The sequence below is a fragment of the Facivitalis istanbulensis genome (genome assembly GCF_040560405.1).
GTDB lineage: Bacteria > Pseudomonadota > Alphaproteobacteria > Sphingomonadales > Sphingomonadaceae > Sphingomonas > Sphingomonas istanbulensis.
Window position 1 is genome coordinate 1 of the sequence record NZ_JAVSCQ010000033.1, and the last position, 18,422, is coordinate 18,422.

Below are 18,422 nucleotides of genomic sequence, written 5' to 3' on the forward strand. Positions count from 1 at the left end.
CGACCCTCCCGGCTGTCCGTCAGGCCATCCTTGATCGTCTGTTACGCCCGCCGTCGCGACACTGTCCGAACTGCGGAACGGCGCTACCATCACCGCGTCCCACACTTCTGCCAAAGTAGTGCTAGGCATGAGCGAGTTCATTCAGCACGAACCGCACGACGAAACCGTGTGGATTTGCCTTTGTGACAATACCCCGTGCACAGACGCCTTTGCCACATGCGCCACGAACGGCGAGGATATGGAACCGAGCATGGGGAGCGATTGGGACGGTCTGTATCGCTGCGACCGCTGCTATCGCATCATCGACCAGAGCGACCGGCGCGTGGTCGGCATGGCCCCGCAGCGCTATCGCCTGGATTGGCAGGGGATTGAGATCGAGGCGCGCTATTGGCCCATCAAATGGGGTGCTATCGCCCATCTTGAAATCGAAAGCGTCGCGCCCGAGCGCGCGCCGCTGCCGATCAGCGCAACCGGCTACCGTTCCCATTTCCACCAGCCCGGCACCATCGAGGCAAACGGCGGTGCCGTGGTGGCGTAGGTCATTGCATGGCTGAACGCGGAATCGGAGACCAGCCGCGAATGGCTCGCCTATGTCGAGCGCAGCAGGCAACTGAGCTTGTTTTGAGATCGAATCGACGGTGCGGTGCGGTGCGGTGCGGTGCGGTGCGGTGCGGTGCGGTGCGGTGCGGTGCGGTGCGCGAGAAGCTCGCCAAGCGCGGTAGGCAAATCCGCAATTATTTCTGCACAGTTCCTACACAGGTAAAAAATGGCAGTTTTTATGACGAAATATCAATTAGATACAAGCGTCCTGTATAATGGTCGGGGAGAGAGGATTCGAACCTCCGGCCCCTGCCTCCCGAAGGCAGTGCTCTACCAGGCTGAGCTACTCCCCGACTAAGAGAGTACGGACCGTTTTCAGCGATCTTCGGGAAGACCGGTCCGTGCTGGAGGCGCGCCAATAGCCAGCGGTGCGGATACTGGCAAGCGGTTTTTTCGCCCCCCTGGAGAATTGTTCAGACCGCGCGGCCCAGCCGCCCCGCCAGATCGACGATATATTGCCAGGCGACACGCCCCGAACGGCTGCCGCGCCGCGTCGCCCAGTTGATCGCCTCCTGCGCGTCGAAGGGCAGATCGTGACGCTCCACATAGGCCCGCACGATCGCGACATAGCCATCCTGGTCGAACGCATGGAACCCCAGGCTGAGGCCAAAGCGATCGGCGAGCGCCAATTGATCGTCCACCACGTCGCGCGGATTGATCGCACTGTCCTGCTCGCTCATGTCGCGCGGCAGCAGATGGCGGCGATTGGCGGTGACCAGCAGCCGGACATGCGCGGGCCGCGCCTCCGCCCCGCCGTCGAGCAGCGAGCGCAGCGTGCGCGCCTCGCCCGCATCCTCAAACCCCAGATCGTCGATGAAGAGCGCAAAGGCGCGGTCGACCGGTTCGAGCTGCGCGAACAGGGCCGGCAGGCTGTCCAGCCGATCGACCGAAACCAGCGCCAGACGCCGCGGATGCGCCTGCTGGATCGCCGCGACACTGGCCTTGACCAGCGCCGATTTCCCCGTGCCCCGCGCGCCCCAGAGCAGCACGTCATGCGCCGAATGGCCCTCGGCCAATCGCCGGAGATTGGTGAGCAACGCTTCGCGCTGCCGATCCAGTCCTTGCAGCATCGACAGCGGCAGCGGCGCGAAATGGCGTGCCGCCTGCAACACGCCATCGCGCCAGATATAGGCGGGATGCGCCAACGGATCGTCGGACGGCGCGGGTGGCGGGGCCATGCGATCGAGCGCGGCCGCGATCCGTTCCAGCGCGGAGGTCGAAGAATCGGTCATGCCCCCATGCCTAGGCCACCAACCACCCGCTGCAAAGCGCAAGAGCCTTAAAGGGCGGCGCGGTGCGCCATGATCGCCGGATCGCCCGGCGCCAGCGCCAACGCCTTGTCGAACAACTGGCGCGCGCCCTCCCCCTCGCCCGCCGCCATGAGCGCGACACCATATGCATCCGCCACCGCCGCGTTCATCGGCGCCAGTCGATAGGCCAGCGCGCCATAGCGGCGTGCGACGACCCCATCCCCGGCACCGGCATAGGCCAGCGCCAGATCGCGGATCAGCGCCACGTCATGGCTCCCCATCTGGACACGCAAGCCCTCCAGCGTCTCGATCGCGGCATCCCACGTCCCGGCCCGGAGCTGCCACTGGCCGAGCAGCCGACGCGCCGCCACGCTTTGTGGATTCTGGGACAGATACAGGCCCAGCCCCACCGCCGCGTCACGCGTGCGCGCGGTTCGGCCATAGCCCTCGACCAGACGCAGCATGGTCGGTTCGTCAAAGGTCAGGTCGGCCGCGCGCGCATAGGCCGTGATCGCCTCGGGCATCCGCCCGACCCCCGAAAGAACGTCGCCCAGCGCCAGTTGCGCCGCCGGAGCGCCCGGGCTCGCCCGGACCAGGGCCTGCGCCCGTGCAACCGCGACAGCCCCCCGCCCGGTGCTGGCCAATGCACGCAGCACAGCGATGGCATAGGTGGGATCGTCCGGGGTCTGCGCGGCCTGAGCCAACAGGTCTGCAGCGGACTGATCCGGGAGGAAGACGGTCGAACGCCCCGGCTGTCCCCGCGCCGCCCGGTCGAGAAGCCCGGCGGCCGCGCCATCGTCCCGTCCCGCCGCCGCGCGCGCGGCCAGACGAAGCGCATAACCCTCCGCATCCGGTCGCGCGACGATCGGGCTTAACGTCGCCGAAGCCGCCGCCCGGTCGCCCGTGTCGATCTGGGCTGCCGCCAGCAACTGGCGCGCCGCGACGTTCATCGGCTGCATCGTCACCAGCCGTCCCCAGGCCCGCACCGCCAGTTGCGGCCGACCCTGCGCATAAGCCAGCGCTCCTTCCAGCAATTCCCCTGCGGGCACCCGCCGAAGCCTGCCGCCGGTCAATTGCAGCAGATGCTGTGCCAGCCCGTATCGGCCCGCACGGGCGGCGATGACGGCCTGGATAAAATAGGCTTGCGGACTGCCCGGCCGCGACACCAGGGCGGCGCGGCTGGCGGCCAGCGCGGCGCTCGCCTGGCCATTGTCGCCCAGCGTCGCGGCATATTTGATCAGCGCGGGGTGGTAATAGGCATCGCGCTGCAACGCCGCGCGGAACCAGGGTAGCGCGGCGATCAGGCCATAACGGGCCCGCACAATCTCCCCCCGCAGGGTCAACGCGGCGGGATCGGCGGGAGCCAGCGCCACCGCCCGCTGCGCCGCTGCCGCCGCGCCGCTCATGTCGCCCGCGCCGAAGCGGCTACGGCCCAGATCGGTCCAGCCGCGCGCATCGCCCGGATAGGCCGTCACCAGCGCGGCCAGTATCGCCCGCACCTTCCGGTCATTGCCTTCCCGCGCCTGGACCAGCCGTGCCCGGGCCCGGCGCATATCCGCATCGGAAACTTCCGGCATCCGGTCGACGGCATCCTGCGCGCCCTCCAGATCACCCTGGAGGATCAGGCTTTCGACGCGCATCGCCAGTGTGCGGGACAGCGGAACGCCCGCCGCCTGCGCCCGATCGAGCGCGGCCGCCGCCGTCACGCCCTCATCGAGCAGCAGACTGGTCCGGGCCAGCAGCATCTGCGCGTCCGCGGAGCGTGGCAAGGCCGCCGCCGCGCGTCGGGCCTGATCGTGCGCGGCATGATAATTGCCGGTTTCGAGCGCGATCGACGCCCGCCGCATGGCCGCTACCGGGTCGACCGGCGGCGCCCCCCGGTTCAGCAGCAGCAGGATCAGCGCGGTCATCGCCAGGGCGATCCCGCCCAGCAAGCCGAACAATTTGAGCCGCAGGCGCACCGACCGCCGCTTCCATGGCCGCCGCTTGCGCCGCATCATCGGATAGACACCCGATGCCCGCCGTTCCTTGCCGCGATAGACCTGCCCCGGACCCTGCGTGTCCGTCACCGCGCGCCCGACGGCCAGAGGATGACGCGCAACGTCTGCAACAGGATCAGCGAGTCCAGAAAGGGCGAATAATTCTTCGCATAGTAAAGGTCATATTCCAGCTTGTGTCGCGCATCGTCGATCGACGCGCCATAGGGATAGTTGAGCTGGGCCCAGCCGGTGATGCCGGGCTTGACCATGTGCCGTTCGGCGTAGAAGGGAATCTCCGCCTCCAACTGCTCGACGAACTGCGGCCGCTCGGGGCGTGGGCCGACAAAGCTCATTTCGCCTTTCAGCACCGACCAGATCTGCGGCAGCTCGTCGATCCGCACCTTGCGGATGACACGGCCGATCCGCGTAATCCGGGGATCGTCCTTCTCGGCCCAGACCGGCCGCCCCGCGACCTCGGCATCCTGTCGCATCGACCGCAGCTTCACGATGTCGAAGGGCTGATTGAACAGCCCGACCCGGCGCTGGCGGTAAAAGGCCGCACCCTTGGACTCGAGCCGGATCGCGACCGCCGTCAGCAGGATCAACGGCACGGCCACGATCAGCAGCAACAGGCTGACCGTGATGTCGAAGGCCCGCTTGAACAGGGCCGACCACATCCGGCCCGAGGAAAAACCGTCCGAGAAGATCAGCCAGCTGTGGCTCACCGAGCCAAGGTCGATACGGCCGGTCACCCGTTCCAGGAAGCTCGACAGTTCGGACACCTGCACGCCGGTGGTGCGGACACGCAGAAGATCCTGATAGGGCAGCGCGTTGCGCCGTTCCTGAAGCGCAAGCACGATCTCGCTGGCATTGCGATCGATCACGAAGGCCGGGAGATTGGGAATGGTCGACCGATCGACCGCCATGCCGACGGCGGTCTCGCTCGCGTTCATCGCGATCGCCGCCGCGACGACGAAATTCGCCCCCGGCTGCCTGGCCAATGCTAGCACCTGCGCCGCGCGTTCGCCGGCGCCCAGCAGGATCACCCGCCGCTTGAACCTGTCCCCGCCCAGCACCCGGCCCAGCACGCCGCGCACCACGACCAGCAGGACGACGGCGATGACCATCGAGTAGAGCAGGCTCGACCGCCAATAGGACAAGCCCGGAAAGAAGAAGAAGATCAGCGACAGGAAGATCACGCCGAGCGATACCGCCACCATCAGGCGCGCCGCCGCAAAGCGCAGCGACAGGAACGACGCCGCCGCATACGCACCGACCGCCAGCAACGCGATCTGCAACGGCATGGCGAAGCTCAACACCTGCGGCAGGCGTTCGGCGAGCGACCCGGGGGGATAGCCGATCTGCGACGCGCGGATCAGCCAGCCGATCTCGGCCGCCGCCATCAGCAGCAGAAAATCGACCAGCCCGAGCAAAAGCGCCGAATGGGGGACATAGTGCCTGAAGAGACGGATCATTACCGAAGGTGCGTTCCCAACCAGCGCCTGAGCACCGAATGCCCCGATTTTTGCAAAGAATGACAAACGAAGCGTGAAGATATGCGTTGTGTCACGCTATATACCACCACGGCGTCCGATGACGATGCGAACTTACAAAGGGCAAACATGCATAATCCGATTGTTCCGGTCATTCTGTCAGGCGGCTCGGGCACTCGCCTGTGGCCGATGTCGCGCCCCGAAATGCCCAAGCAATTGCTGGCGCTGACTTCCGAGGAGACAATGCTGCAACTGACGGCGCAACGGACCCATTCCGATGGCTTCGCCGCGCCGATCGTGGTCGCTGGACAACGCCACGCCGATCTCGTGGAAAGCCAGCTCGTCGAGGCGGGAACGCCTCCGCAATCGCTGATCCTCGAGCCCGTCGCACGCAACACCGCGCCTGCGATCGCGCTGGCCGCCCTGGCCGCCAAGCCGGAGGATGTGCTCCTGGTCATGCCATCGGACCATGTGATCGCCGATCTCGACGCCTTCCATGCCGCGATCCGGGCCGCGCTGCCGCTCGTGTCCCAGGGCTGGCTGGCGACCTTCGGCATCTCCCCGGACAAGCCGGAGACCGGCTATGGCTGGATCCAGGTCGGCAAGGAGATCGGCAAGGGCGTGCATCAGGTCGCCCGTTTCGTCGAAAAGCCCCGGCTGGAGCGGGCCGAAGCCATGCTCGCGCGTGGCGACTATGCCTGGAACGGCGGCATCTTCCTGTTCCGCGCGGATCGCTATCTTGAGGAACTCGGCCAGCACGCGCCCGAAATGCTTGTCGCCGCCGAAGAGGCGATACGCAAGGCGACGCGCGACGGCAAACGCATTTCGCCCGATGAGGCCGCCTTCTCCGCCTGCCCGTCCGACTCGATCGACTATGCGGTGATGGAGCGCGCCGATCACGTCGCGGTCGTGCCCGTTGCCATGGGCTGGAACGATGTCGGCAGCTGGGATGCCCTGCACGCGATCAGCGAACTCGACGGATTCGGCAACGCGCATCGCGGCGAGGTGCTGGCGATCGACACCAAGAACTGCCTGATCCGCACGGACCGCGTGCGTGTCGCTGCGGTCGATGTGCAGGACCTGATCATCGTGGCCAGTGGCGACGACGTGCTGATCCTTCCGCGCGGCCGCAGCCAGGACGTGAAGAAGCTGATCGAGGCGATGAAACGCTGAGGATCGCAGGGATGCCGATCGACTCGGCATCCCTGCCCTATCCGTCGAGCACCGTCAGGACGTCGGCGATCGTCGTCGGCCCGACGCCGTGCCGCGCGAGCCGATCAAAGACCCGGTCCCACCACCGATCGAACAGTGCCCGGTCCGCCGCGTTGCGGACATAGGGCGTATGCCCCGGCTCCAGCGTCGGCGAGTGGAAGGAAAAGGTCAGCAGGCGCACGCCATCGGCGACCGCCCGGTCGATCGCCGCCAGCGCGTCGGCCACGCCCACCCCCTCCGGGGTCAAAGGCACACGGTTCAATACGCCCAGCCGCGACAACACGCCCCGGCCATGTGGAACCCGGCCCGCCGCATCATGCAGCCATCCCCCGAACATGTGCGCCAGCCCGGTATCGACGGTGGTCAGCGGCAATTCGATCATGGCGTCACGCCGAAAGGCATGGGCGTCGATCGCCCGGAAATCCATGCCACCCTGCTGCCCGTAATGATGCAGCGCCCGCATCGAACTGTCGATCCGGTAGCCCCGCGATGCGAGCAGCGCCAGGCTATGCGGCCCCAGCCCATAGCGTCCCGAGCGGAAGATGCGCGGGCTTTGTCCAAATCCTCGCGCGATCGCATCGGTCAGCCGATCGAGCTTGGCCGTTTCCAGCGCGAGCGGCAGGTTTCCGGCATGGCTGGTGATCGGATCGACCACTTCCTCATGCGGCGGCGTGACCCAGGCATGAAGCTGCGCGCCGATCTCCGACCGGCCGTCCTCGGCGCAGGCCGCGAGGATCGCGACCGATGCCGGATCGACCGCCACGGGATGGTCGACCATGCAGGCCAGCCCTACCCCCGCCTCGGCGAAACGGCGATGCGCGGCGGGAAACGCGCGCATCGCGCGGGTCGAACGATGCCGCCGGTCAAGCGGCGCCGACCAGTCAAACTCCTCCTCGACATCGACAAAGACCAGGAAACGTGTCCCGAACGCTGCCGGCCAGTCGATACGTTCGGCGGCGGTCGCCGCGTCGGGGCGCCAGGGACGGGCGACCTCGACCATGATCAGCCGATCGAGGCCTGATCCGCCCGCTGCTCCGCCGCGGCTGGCAGCGACAGCGCCACCCGGTGCAGCCCGATCGTCAGGCCGCCGCCCATCTCGGCCGCCAATTTGTCGATCAGCCGCAGCGAAAAGCCGGTGCCCAGCAGCGGCGCACCGTCGCGCTGGTCCTCATCCCCCGCCTCGCTGAGCAAGGCGGCTTCGGTTTCGGCATTCAGCGAGAGCGGCCGATCGATCCGCAGCATCGCCATTCCCTGTTCGATCGACAGGCCGGCATTCAGCCGCTCGCCCACGACGCAATTGGACAACAGGACGGAGAACAGCCGCGCGATCAGCCTTTCGCTCGCGCGGTCATCGGCCATGGCGGCCACCCCCGCCGCCCCGGGCTCCACTCGGATCTCGGCGCGCCGCAGATCGGCCAGCGGCCCGAGATCCTTGAGCAATCGCTGGACCAGCGGGGCCAGCGGCACGACGGTCGGACGCAATTCCAGCACCTGCCCCTCGATCCGCGCCGCCGTGTCCAGATCCTCGACCGCCGACAACAGGTCCGAGGCCATCGATCGGATCGCGCTCGCCCGGTCACGATAGACAGGCGCGACGGGGCCCAGCAACTCGCTCTCGATCAGTTCGGCAAAGCCCGCCACCGCATTGGCCGGGGTGCGCAGTTCGTGCACCAGCTGACGCAACGAATCGGACGAGGCGCTGTCCACGCGCGCGGCGGGATCGGCAGGGGTCGCGCATTCGTCGCGCCGGGGCCGACGTCCACTGCCGCGATAGCCCAGGAAACGCTCGGCGACCGGATCGAAATAGGGTTCGGCCGACACGCGCCAGGAACCGGCCGCGTCCGATTGACCGCCAATTTCCAGCCGCGCGTCGCGAAAGGACGAGCGGCGACGGAATGCGCCCATCGCCACGCCGTCGAATTGCGCGAGCCCCTGTCGCGCCGTCTCCGCGATCGACACGCCGACCAGCGCCCCGCGCATCATGCCATCGACACCCAGGATCATACCGTAAGCATCGGTCTCGAAATCGAAATATGTCGGACCAGCATCGCCACGCGCGGCGTCCGGACTTTCCTCGCGGCACTGGTTGAAGGCGTCGATCCGCGCAACCAGATCGGCGATCTCGTAGCGCGGCGGCGTGGCCGGCGGCTCGGCATGGCGCAGGGCTTCGGCCACGAAGGGCAACCCGCGCGCCACCTGTCCCAGGGCGACGAAGGGCGTTGCCGCCTGGGCCGGTGCGGGCGCGGGGGCGGCGATGACCAGCGGGGGCACCACCGAGCGGGGCTTTTCGACCACGGTCATGGACGGAAGCGGCCAGGGCTGGGCGACGGCAACCCGTTCCGGCACAGGATCGATCGGCGCGGGCGCGACCTCGGCCCCCGCCGTTTTCGGTTCAGCCGCCGCGTCCGGCGTGGCGTGCGAAAGGACGAAATCGACCGGGCCGAAGCTTTCCAGCGCGCGCTGCACCCGTTCCGACAGATCACGCCGATGCCGCAATACCGAGCGGGTCCGTGGCGTCAGCCTCGGCAGGATGCCCAGCCATTCCTCGTCGGCCAGCATCGCCACGCGCAGGATCGGCGCGGCGATGGGCAGGTCGTCCTGCGCGAAAAAGGCGACCAGCGGTGCTGGCGGATGACAAAAGGCGAGCAGCCGCGCGCTGGCCGCCCGTGTCGAATCGGAGACCGAATCGCGCAAAGCCGCCAGACGATCGAGCAGCGCCGGATCGGCCGGAACCCGGCCACGCCCCATGAGGTCGACCAGCTGACGCCAGACGGTCTGAGCACCGAATGGCGTGGCGGTGTCGGCCGATAGAATCGTCGCCAGACTGTCGTCGAACCGCACTTAGCTCCCTTTTTCGCTCGGCCGCTCGGCCTTGGTCCTCCGGATATAGCGTCCTTATCCTTCCATCCGGTTACCTGCAATTATCGCGCGGGCTTGGGCGCAAATATCCCGGTCCGACCGTTGCAATAAGCGAGAATTGCGGTAGTCCGTAATTTTCTTATATCCAGCGACCAGAGAGCTCAGGGATTCAGCATTTTATGGGGAGTATCGTGTAATGGCGCTCGATCGCATCGATCGGCAGATCCTGGCGCTGTTGCAGGCCGATGGGCGTATGACCAATGTCGAACTGGCCGAACGGGTCGGGCTGACCGCGCCGCCCTGCCTGCGCCGCGTGCGCGCGCTGGAGGAAGCGGGCGCGATCCGTGGCTATCACGCGGACCTGGACGCCGCCCGTCTGGGCTTTCCGATCACCGTCTTCGCCATGGTGTCGTTGCGCAGCCAGGCCGAGCATGATCTCGCCGCATTCGAAACGCATGTCGCGGGCATTCCCGAAGTGCGCGAATGCCACATGCTCAACGGCGAGATCGACTTCATCCTGAAGATCGTGGCGTCGGACCTGAAGAGCTTTCAGGAAATCCTGACCACGCACCTGACGCCCGCGCCCAATGTCGCCAGCGTCAAGACATCCTTGACCATCCGCACGGCGAAGCAGGTTTCGGGGATTCCGATCCAGGCGGACTGATCCCGTCTGCATGGTCGGGACCTGACGGGCCGGTTCTCCGCGAGGAGGGCCAGCCCATTTTCGTCCCATATCCGATGATCGGCGGGATGATCCGCACCTGATCCGGCGGACCCGACCCCGGATCGCGGGGCCATGCCCCCGCGCCTCATCGGCGCGGGGGTCTTTGGCGTCAGGCCTGGGTTTCGAGCCAGGTCTTCCAGAACCCGGCCAGGTCGGCGCGGGGAGCGCCCTGGACCGCGTCGAAGGCGGTCTTGGCACCGGCCTTGTCGCCCTGTGCCGCCAGCGCGATGCCCAGGCGGGTATTCACTTCATTGGCGTCGATGCCGCCCTTCTGAAGAGCCAGCCGGTACAACTCGACCGCCTTCGCGTAGTTGCCCTGGCCATAATAGGCCTCGGCGGTCAGCGCCGCGATCTTGCCGTCGCCCGCCGCCTTGGCGCGCGCCTCGGTCGAGGCCAGCGAGCCTTCCTGGCGGGTCTTCGCCTCGGCGGCGCTCAGCATCGCCTTGGCGGTCGCGTTGCCGGCCGGGATCTTGCCGGTCGCCATGCCTTCCTTCAGCACGGTCGCGGCCTCGGCGGGCAGGCCCTTGTCGGTCGCATATTGCGCATATTCCATATAGTCGTTCTGGTCGGCCAGCGACTTGGACACGCGCATCAGGCGGAAGAGGTCGAGCCGCTGGTTCTTGTCCAGCGTGGCGAGCGAACCCGGCTGCAGGCCATAGATGACCAGCGCGTTGCGCCAGTTCTGCGCAGTCGGATAGGCCGCGATCCACTTGCGCATCCAGCCCAGCGTCTCTGGGACCAGCTTGGCCTTGTTCGCGCGCCCGATGGCGAACTTGTAATAATCCTCCGGCGCCTTCTGGCCCGAGGCGTTCATCTGATCGATCACCGAGGCGAGTTCGGCATTGCCGCCCGCGACATCGCCCATCTCGATCTTCGACTTGACGATCAGCATCGGCAGGTTGGGATCGTTATAGCCCAGCTGCTTGGCCTGCTGGAAATATTGCAGCGCGACCGGGTACTGTTTGCCGTTATAGGCCAGCGCACCACGACGATAGACATAGCGCGGCTTGTCCGCGGCGGGTGTGGACGGGCTGGCGATCAGCGCATCGAGCGGCTTGGCCAGCACCGATTCGTCGATCGGCGCATTCGGATTGGCCTGCTGCGCAGCGAAGAGCTTGCCCGATTCCAGTTCGTAGCGCATCGCAGCGGCGATATATTTGTCGTCTTCGGTCTTCGCGGCGGCGGCGACGGCCGCGACCAGAGGCTCGGCGGCGGCGAAATTCTTCTGCTGCAGGACCGGCTGCGCGGCCTGTGCGGCCTTCAGCGCCTCGGGGCTCAGCTTCAGGCCACCGGCTTCCTCGCCCTTGGCCTTCTTCTGCGCCACCGCGGGCGTGGTCAGGGCAACGCCGCCAACGCCCGCCGCGAGCGCCGCCGCCAGCGCGAGCTTGGGAATGATCTTCATGCGAATTTTCTCCAAGAATAGAGCCTGTCAGGTCCGGAACCGATAATGGCCGGGCTTGTAGGGACAGCGCGCCTCCCGTTCAAGCAAAGCGATGATCCGGGCCGCGGCTATCCTTCGACCACTGAACGCGGATTGAACGCGAACGCTCCGGGCGCTAGCGCGAGGACCATCATGATCGCCGTCATCTCCCCCGCCAAGACGCTCGACTATAAGAGCCCCCTGCCCGCCCTGGCCCCCACCCGGCCCCATTTCGCCGAGGAGGCCGACACGCTGGCCGCCGCCGCCGCCGGGCTGGGCGAGGAGCGCCTGTCGACGCTGATGCGGATCTCGCCCGCGCTGGCCAGGCTGAATGCCGAACGGTTCCGCGACTTCGCCATCGCCCCGGAACGCCCCGCCTTGTTCGCCTTTGCCGGCGACGTCTATACCGGGCTGGAGGCGCGGACGCTGGAGGAACCCGCCATCGTCTTCGCGCAGGACCATCTGCGGATGTTGTCCGGCCTTTACGGCCTGCTCCGGCCGCTCGACGCGATGCGCCCCTATCGGCTGGAAATGGGGACGCGCTGGGCACCCCCTGGCGCATCGGGCGGTGACAAGCTGACCGACTGGTGGGGCGATCGCATCGCGCGGCGGCTGGCGGAGGAGGTCGAGGCCGAGGGGTCGGGCACGATCCTGAACCTCGCCAGCCAGGAATATTGGCACGCGGTCGACGGCAAGCTGCCCGCCGCCATCCGCGTGATCGCCGTGGATTTCCGCGAGGGCGACCGCTTCGTCAGCTTCCACGCGAAGAAGGCGCGCGGCGCGATGGCGCGCTGGATGATCGAGCATGCGATCACGGATACCGACGCGATGCGCGGTTTCGACAGCGACGGCTATGCCTTCGATGCCAGCGAAAGCACGCCGACCCTCTGGCGGTTCGTCCGATGAGCGCATGGAAACAGGCGATCGTTATCGGCGCATCGGGCGGGATCGGCCGGGGCCTCGCCGATGCGCTGGAAGAGGAAGGCGTGGCGGTCGCCCGCTATGGCCGTTCGCTGACCGGCGACGCGCAGATCGATATCGAGGATGAGGCGAGCATCATCGCCGCCGCCGAACGGATCGCGACAGGCCCTGCCCCCGATCTGGTGATCGTCGCGACCGGCCTGCTGCATGATGGCGCGCAGGGCCCGGAAAAGGCGATGGAGCAGATCGACCCCTTCTGGCTCGCCCGCAACTTCGCGGTCAATGCGATCGGCCCCGCGCTGGTCGCCAAGCATCTCCTGCCGCTGATGCCACGCACCGGCAAGACGCTGTTCGCCGCATTGTCGGCGCGGGTCGGCTCGATCTCCGACAACCGCATGGGCGGCTGGTATGGCTATCGCGCGTCGAAGGCCGCGCTCAACCAGTTCATCCGCTCGCTGGCGATCGAGCATAAGCGCCGCAACGACCGCTCGATCGTCGTCGCGCTCCATCCCGGCACGGTCGACACCGCGCTGTCCAGGCCGTTCCAGGGCAATGTCCGCCCCGGCGGCCTGTTCGCGCCCGATCGGGCAGCGGTGCAACTGCTGGACGTGCTCGACGCGCTGAAAGCGCCGGACAGCGGCAAGCTGTTCGACTGGGAAGGGAAAGAGGTTCAGCCCTGAGCTGTTCCTGTCACTTATATTACACCATTGTAACATCCAGGACATTCAGGCGAAAGCGCTGACATCCCATAAGAAACGGGCTGGTCGCCGTTTACTCCCGTCGGCGGCCAGCGCACCATAAGTCCTGCGACCCTGCTACGGCGAATGCCGGCAGATACGCCAGGCCCATCCCCGCTGCCCCTTTCGCCCGGCGGCCGTTCCCCCCGAACGGCCCCGCGCGAATGCCGGTGCGCGGGGGTGGTCAGGCGGCTCCCGCTCGGCTAGTACCCTTTGTTCCCATCTGACCATCAAGCCGGAAAGCAACAGACTTTGGCCGACGAGACGACCCTCGCGGAACCTTCCGATATTTCGACGATCTCCATCGTCGACGAGATGAAGTCGAGCTATCTCGACTATGCGATGAGCGTGATCGTGGCGCGCGCGCTGCCCGACGTGCGCGACGGCCTGAAGCCGGTGCATCGCCGCATCCTCTATTCGGCCGCCGAAAGCGGCTTCGTCGCGGGCAAGCCCTATCGCAAGTCTGCCCGCATCGTCGGCGACGTGATGGGTAAATACCATCCGCACGGCGACAGCGCGATCTACGACGCGCTGGCCCGCATGGCGCAGGACTGGTCGATGCGCGTGCCGCTGATCGACGGTCAGGGCAATTTCGGCTCGATGGACCCCGATCCGCCCGCAGCGATGCGTTACACCGAAGCGCGTCTGGCCAAGGTCGCCAACTCGCTGCTCGACGATCTCGACAAGGATACGGTCGACTTCCAGCCCAATTATGACGGCTCGGAGCGCGAACCCTCGGTCCTGCCCGCGCAATATCCCAACCTGCTGGTCAACGGCGCGGGCGGTATCGCGGTCGGCATGGCGACCAACATCCCGCCGCACAATCTGGGCGAGGTGGTCAATGCCTGTCTCGCGTACATGGAAAACGGCGCGATCACGGTCGAGGAACTGAACGAGATCGTCCCCGCCCCCGACTTCCCCACCGGCGCGCTGATCCTCGGCCGTTCGGGCGCGCGGTCGGCCTATCAGACCGGGCGCGGCTCGATCATCGTGCGCTCGCGCCATGAGATCGAGGAAGGGCGCGGCGACCGCCGGGCCATCGTCCTGACCGAAATCCCCTATCAGCAGGGCAAGAACGCGCTCGTTGAAAAGATCGCCGAGGCCGCCAAGGAAAAGCGGATCGAGGGGATCAGCGACATTCGCGACGAATCGAATCGCGAAGGCGTTCGCATCGTCATCGACCTGAAGCGCGACGCGACCCCCGAGGTCGTGCTCAACCAGCTCTGGCGGCACACCCCGGCACAGACCAGCTTCCCGGCCAACATGCTCGCCATTCGCGGCGGGCGGCCCGAGCTGCTGAACCTGCGCGACATCATCCAGGCGTTCGTCCAGTTCCGCGAGCAGGTCATCACCCGCCGCTCCAAGTTCGAACTGGCCAAGGCGCGCGAGCGGGCGCACATCTTGCTCGGCCTCGTCATCGCGGTGACGAACCTGGACGAAGTGGTGCGGATCATCCGCGGTTCGGCCTCGCCGGTCGCCGCGCGCGAGGCGCTGCTCGCCCGCGAATGGCCGATCGCCGAGATCGCGCCGTACATCCGTCTGGTCGAAGCGGTCGAGAGCGAAGGCTTTGGCGACACCTATCGCCTGTCGGAGACGCAGGTCCGCGCGATCCTCGACCTGCGCCTGCACCGCCTGACCGCGCTGGGCCGCGACGAGATCGGCGACGAGTTGAAGGGGCTGGCGGACTCGATCACCGAGCTGCTCGCCATCCTCGCCGACCGCGTAAAGCTGTACGAGGTGATGCGCGGCGAGCTGGTGGCGATCCGCGACCAGTTCGCGACCCCGCGCCGCTCTGAAATCGCCGCCGCCGCCGACGGCATCGACGACGAGGACCTGATCGAGCGCGAGGACATGGTCGTCACCGTGACCATGCAGGGCTATATCAAGCGCACCCCGCTCGACGCCTTCCGCGCGCAGAACCGGGGCGGCAAGGGCCGCTCGGGCATGGCGACCAAGGACGAGGACGTCGTCACCGAATTGTTCGTGACCAGCACGCACACGCCGGTCCTGTTCTTCTCCACCCATGGCAAGGTCTATCGCTACAAGGTGTGGCGCCTGCCCGAAGGCGGGCCCGCCACGCGCGGACGACCGATGGTCAACCTGCTGCCGCTGGCGCCGGGCGAGACGATCTCGACCGTGCTGCCGCTGCCCGAGGACGAGGCGGAGTGGGGCAAGCTCCACGTCATGTTCGCCACCGCCAAGGGCGCGGTACGCCGCAACTCGATGGACGCGTTCACCAACGTCCCCTCGAACGGCAAGATCGCGATGCGCTTCGACGAGGGCAGCGAAGACCGGCTGATCGGCGTCGCGCTGCTCGGTGCCGAGGACGATGTGCTGCTGGCCACCCGTTGCGGCCGCGCGATCCGCTTCGCAGGCGACGATGTGCGCGAGTTCCAGAGCCGCACCTCGACCGGCGTGCGCGGCATCACGCTGAAGGGCGAGGACGAGGTCATCTCGCTGTCGATCCTGCACCGCGTCGGCACCACGCAGGAAGAGCGCGAGGCCTATCTCCGCTTCGCGCCGTGGAAGGGCGAGAAGGAAGGCGAGCCGGAGCTGTCGCTCGAACGCTATGAGGAACTGCGCCAATGCGAGCAGTTCATCCTGACCGTCTGCGCCAATGGCTATGGCAAGCTGTCCTCGGCCTATGAATATCGTCGGACGGGGCGTGGTGGTCAGGGGATCACCAATATCGACAATATCGCCCGCAACGGCGATGTCGTCGCCAGCTTCCCTGCCGCCAAGGGGCATCAGCTGATGCTCGTCACCGATCAGGCCAAGCTGATCCGCATGTCGCTGGCGTCGCTGCGCGTCATCGGGCGCGGCTCGGCGGGGCTGCGGCTCTTCAACGTCGCGGCGGGCGAGCATGTCGTCTCGGCCGCGCGGATCGAGGAGACCGAGGAGGATGCCGAGATGACCCTGGCCGACGGCACCCCCGAAATCGCGCCCGAACCCGACGCGGGCGTGGGCGAGGATCTGGCCGCTGGCCCTGAGGATGGCGAATGACCCACCCCTATCCCACCACCGCCTATAAGGTGTTGACCGCCGATCAGATGGCGGTGCTGGAACATGAGGGTGTGTTCAAGGGTGCACCGGTGGATCTGGCGGATGGCTATATCCACCTGTCGACCGCCGCGCAGTTGACCGAGACGGTCGACAAGCATTTCGCCGGGCAGACCGACCTGCACGTCGCGGCGGTCGATCTGGAGGCGATGGGCGACGCGGTGAAGTGGGAAGAGAACCGGGGTGGCCAACTCTTCCCGCATCTCTATGCACCGCTGCCATTGACCGCGGTCGTCGCCTATAGCCCGATGAAGCGTGGCGAGGACGGATCAGTCCGGCTACCGATCGCCGGCTGATCCCCGTTTTTGGGGTCATTTCGTCACTGAAACGTCACAAATCCCTAACGCCGCTTTTACCTTTGCGCGTTTAGGGAGGGGATGATGAAGCCGCCCCTTTTCTCGTCCTGGTCCGCCAATGGCGGTGATGAGCCGGTCATCGATGCCGGTGCGTCGCTGAACGATGCGGTCGGTATGTTCCGGCGGCACCCGGAATTGCGGCTGTTGCCCGTGCTGGACGAGAACCGGCACCCGATCGGCGCGATCCGCGAGGAGGATCTGAAAGGCCTCCTCTATAATCCCTTCGGCCATGCCCTTCTGCAGAATCCCGATTTCGGTGGCGCGCTGGACGGCTATGTTCGCTCCCATCCCTGTTGCGAGGTCCATGCGCCGCTCGCTGACCTGCTGACCATCCATGCCGATTGGGGGGCGCCCGATGCGCTGATCCTGACCGATCAGGGACGCTATGCCGGGATGCTCGGCGCCGCCGCCATCGCCCGCCGCGCGGCGGATGCGCAGATCGCGGTGGCCCGGACACAAATCGCGCGGGCCAAGACGATGGACGGCGCGACGCGCGACTTCACCCTCGATGTCGGCGGACTGTCCGAGGCGCTGTCGCGCGCCATCGCCGAGATCGGGCAGACCGCGGTCGACCTGACCGGACGCGCGGCCGACACCCATGCCGGCGCGCAGCACGTCGCGGAGACCACGCGCGAGACGGGCGTCGCGCTGGGCGATATCGCGACGCGCGGCCATGCGCTGGCCACCGCCTTTGCCGCGATCACCCAGGACATGGCGCAGGCGCGGCTGATCCACGACGCCGCGCAGGCGCGGATCGCCTCGACCGAGCAGAATGTCCACCGCCTCGCCGACAGCGCGACAGCGATCGACTCGATGCTGGCGCTGATCCAGGGCGTGGCGACCCGCACCAACCTGCTCGCGCTCAATGCCGCGATCGAGGCGGCGCGTGCCGGTGAGGCCGGACGCGGCTTTGCGGTCGTCGCCAGCGAAGTGAAGGCGCTGGCGCAGCAGACCCGCGACGCGGCGCGCGATGCCGCCGCCAATGTCGGGGCGATCAAGAACGCGCTGAGCAACCTCGTGACCGAACAGGCCGAACTGAAGGATGCGGTCGAGGCGATCGGCGGGATCTCACGCTCGATCGACCAGGCGGTCGCGGCGCAGGGCACCTCCACCACCGCCATCGCCGCGCATGTCGACCAGTCGGTCACCGCCACGCGCGATATCGCGATCCGCGCCGAACAGATCCAGCATGGCGCGGCGCGGATCGATCAGGATGCGGGCACGCTCCACCGGCTGGCCGCCGCGCTGACCCGCACCATCACCGAGCTTCGCGACCGGACCACCCGTTTCGTCGACATGGTCGCCGCCGCTCCTCAATCGACATAGAGGTCGATGACCTCCAAGCCCTGCCCCACCGCCTCCAGCAGCAAGGTCCGGTGGCAATGGCAGGGATCGCGTTCGAAGCAGAGCAGCGCGCTCGGCCTTTCCTCCGCCAGTGCCAGCATCCTCTGCGCCGCGACCTGCGTTTCGGGCAGCGCCAGTTGATCGTCATAGACGTCGCGCAGCGTCGTCACATCCCCCTTCTTGGCCGCATCGCGCCCGCGCTTGGGCGTCCCCAGATCGCGCAGATGGACATAGTCGATCCCGACCTCGGCCAGCGCGGCCGCCAGGGAGGATTTGGAGAAGCCCGGTCGCCGCGACGACGCCAGGGCGCGCACATCGATCAGACGGGTCACCCCCGCCTGTCGCAAGGTCGCCAGGAACCCGTCGACGGTGGCACCTTCATAGCCGATGGTGAAGATCATGGTCATGGCCGGGAGGTGGCGGCGGGGCGGGCCGGGTGCAAGTCCTTCCACCCGCTAGTTTCCGGG

General features: G+C 67.1%; 15 protein-coding genes and 1 tRNA gene. 8 read left to right on the forward strand and 8 right to left on the reverse strand.

Translation table 11 applies throughout. The features are described from left to right. The first annotated feature begins 127 nt into the window (after positions 1-127). Entirely contained in the window at positions 128-538 is a 411-nt protein-coding gene (locus tag RN629_RS15450) for a hypothetical protein (RefSeq protein ID WP_407036036.1), read from the forward strand. 278 nt (positions 539-816) lie between these two features. Here RN629_RS15450 and RN629_RS15455 read toward each other — a convergent pair. The 4 genes from RN629_RS15455 to RN629_RS15470 form a co-directional block, all read right to left on the reverse strand. Then, positions 817-893: transfer RNA gene (locus RN629_RS15455), tRNA-Pro, on the reverse strand. Positions 894-1,013: 120 nt separating this feature from the next. Further along, positions 1,014-1,832 carry an ATP-binding protein gene (locus tag RN629_RS15460; RefSeq protein WP_407036037.1) on the reverse strand — a complete coding sequence of 273 codons (819 nt, stop codon included), beginning with the start codon at positions 1,830-1,832 and terminating at the stop codon, positions 1,014-1,016. 47 nt (positions 1,833-1,879) lie between these two features. Continuing rightward, positions 1,880-3,919 (reverse strand): tetratricopeptide repeat protein, encoded by a 2,040-nt coding sequence (locus tag RN629_RS15465; protein WP_407036038.1) that lies wholly within the window; start codon positions 3,917-3,919, stop codon positions 1,880-1,882. Then, positions 3,916-5,304, reverse strand: a complete 1,389-nt coding sequence (locus tag RN629_RS15470) for a TIGR03013 family XrtA/PEP-CTERM system glycosyltransferase (protein WP_407036039.1) — start codon at positions 5,302-5,304, stop codon at positions 3,916-3,918. Before RN629_RS15470 ends, RN629_RS15465 begins: the two co-directional genes overlap by 4 nt. A 147-nt stretch (positions 5,305-5,451) precedes the next feature. Here RN629_RS15470 and RN629_RS15475 point away from each other — a divergent pair, with 147 nt between their 5' ends. Then, complete coding sequence (locus RN629_RS15475) at positions 5,452-6,495, forward strand: mannose-1-phosphate guanylyltransferase/mannose-6-phosphate isomerase (protein ID WP_407036040.1); 1,044 nt, start codon at positions 5,452-5,454, stop codon at positions 6,493-6,495. Positions 6,496-6,532: 37 nt separating this feature from the next. Here RN629_RS15475 and RN629_RS15480 read toward each other — a convergent pair whose 3' ends face one another. After that, positions 6,533-7,534, reverse strand: coding sequence for a polysaccharide deacetylase family protein (locus RN629_RS15480; RefSeq protein ID WP_407036041.1), 1,002 nt, complete (start codon positions 7,532-7,534; stop codon positions 6,533-6,535). A gap of 2 nt (positions 7,535-7,536) precedes the next feature. Beyond that, entirely contained in the window at positions 7,537-9,375 is a 1,839-nt protein-coding gene (locus tag RN629_RS15485; protein ID WP_407036042.1) for a sensor histidine kinase, read from the reverse strand. Between the two features lie 214 nt (positions 9,376-9,589). Between RN629_RS15485 and RN629_RS15490 the strand changes: the two genes are divergently transcribed. Then, positions 9,590-10,057 (forward strand): Lrp/AsnC family transcriptional regulator, encoded by a 468-nt coding sequence (locus tag RN629_RS15490; RefSeq protein WP_407036043.1) that lies wholly within the window; start codon positions 9,590-9,592, stop codon positions 10,055-10,057. A 169-nt stretch (positions 10,058-10,226) separates the two neighbouring features. Here RN629_RS15490 and RN629_RS15495 read toward each other — a convergent pair whose 3' ends face one another. Continuing rightward, complete coding sequence (locus RN629_RS15495) at positions 10,227-11,519, reverse strand: tetratricopeptide repeat protein (RefSeq protein ID WP_407036044.1); 1,293 nt, start codon at positions 11,517-11,519, stop codon at positions 10,227-10,229. 171 nt (positions 11,520-11,690) lie between these two features. Here RN629_RS15495 and RN629_RS15500 point away from each other — a divergent pair, with 171 nt between their 5' ends. The 5 genes from RN629_RS15500 to RN629_RS15520 all read left to right on the forward strand — a co-directional run bounded on the left by RN629_RS15500 (position 11,691) and on the right by RN629_RS15520 (position 17,937). Then, positions 11,691-12,443, forward strand: coding sequence for a YaaA family protein (locus RN629_RS15500; protein WP_407036045.1), 753 nt, complete (start codon positions 11,691-11,693; stop codon positions 12,441-12,443). Further along, positions 12,440-13,138, forward strand: a complete 699-nt coding sequence (locus tag RN629_RS15505; RefSeq protein ID WP_407036046.1) for an SDR family NAD(P)-dependent oxidoreductase — start codon at positions 12,440-12,442, stop codon at positions 13,136-13,138. The genes RN629_RS15500 and RN629_RS15505 overlap by 4 nt, the downstream gene beginning before the upstream one ends. 309 nt (positions 13,139-13,447) lie before the next feature. Beyond that, positions 13,448-16,198: a DNA gyrase subunit A gene (gene gyrA / locus RN629_RS15510; RefSeq protein WP_407036047.1), complete on the forward strand. Its 2,751-nt coding sequence runs from the start codon at positions 13,448-13,450 to the stop codon at positions 16,196-16,198. Further along, positions 16,195-16,551: a DUF952 domain-containing protein gene (locus RN629_RS15515; protein WP_407036048.1), complete on the forward strand. Its 357-nt coding sequence runs from the start codon at positions 16,195-16,197 to the stop codon at positions 16,549-16,551. Before gyrA ends, RN629_RS15515 begins: the two co-directional genes overlap by 4 nt. Before the next feature lie 84 nt (positions 16,552-16,635). Next, entirely contained in the window at positions 16,636-17,937 is a 1,302-nt protein-coding gene (locus RN629_RS15520) for a methyl-accepting chemotaxis protein (RefSeq protein WP_407036049.1), read from the forward strand. On the opposite strand, the gene RN629_RS15525 is transcribed toward RN629_RS15520, so the two are convergent. Then, complete coding sequence (locus tag RN629_RS15525) at positions 17,925-18,362, reverse strand: DUF488 domain-containing protein (protein ID WP_407036050.1); 438 nt, start codon at positions 18,360-18,362, stop codon at positions 17,925-17,927. The two genes, RN629_RS15520 and RN629_RS15525, sit on opposite strands and share 13 nt — an antisense overlap. Between the last annotated feature and the right edge of the window lie 60 nt (positions 18,363-18,422).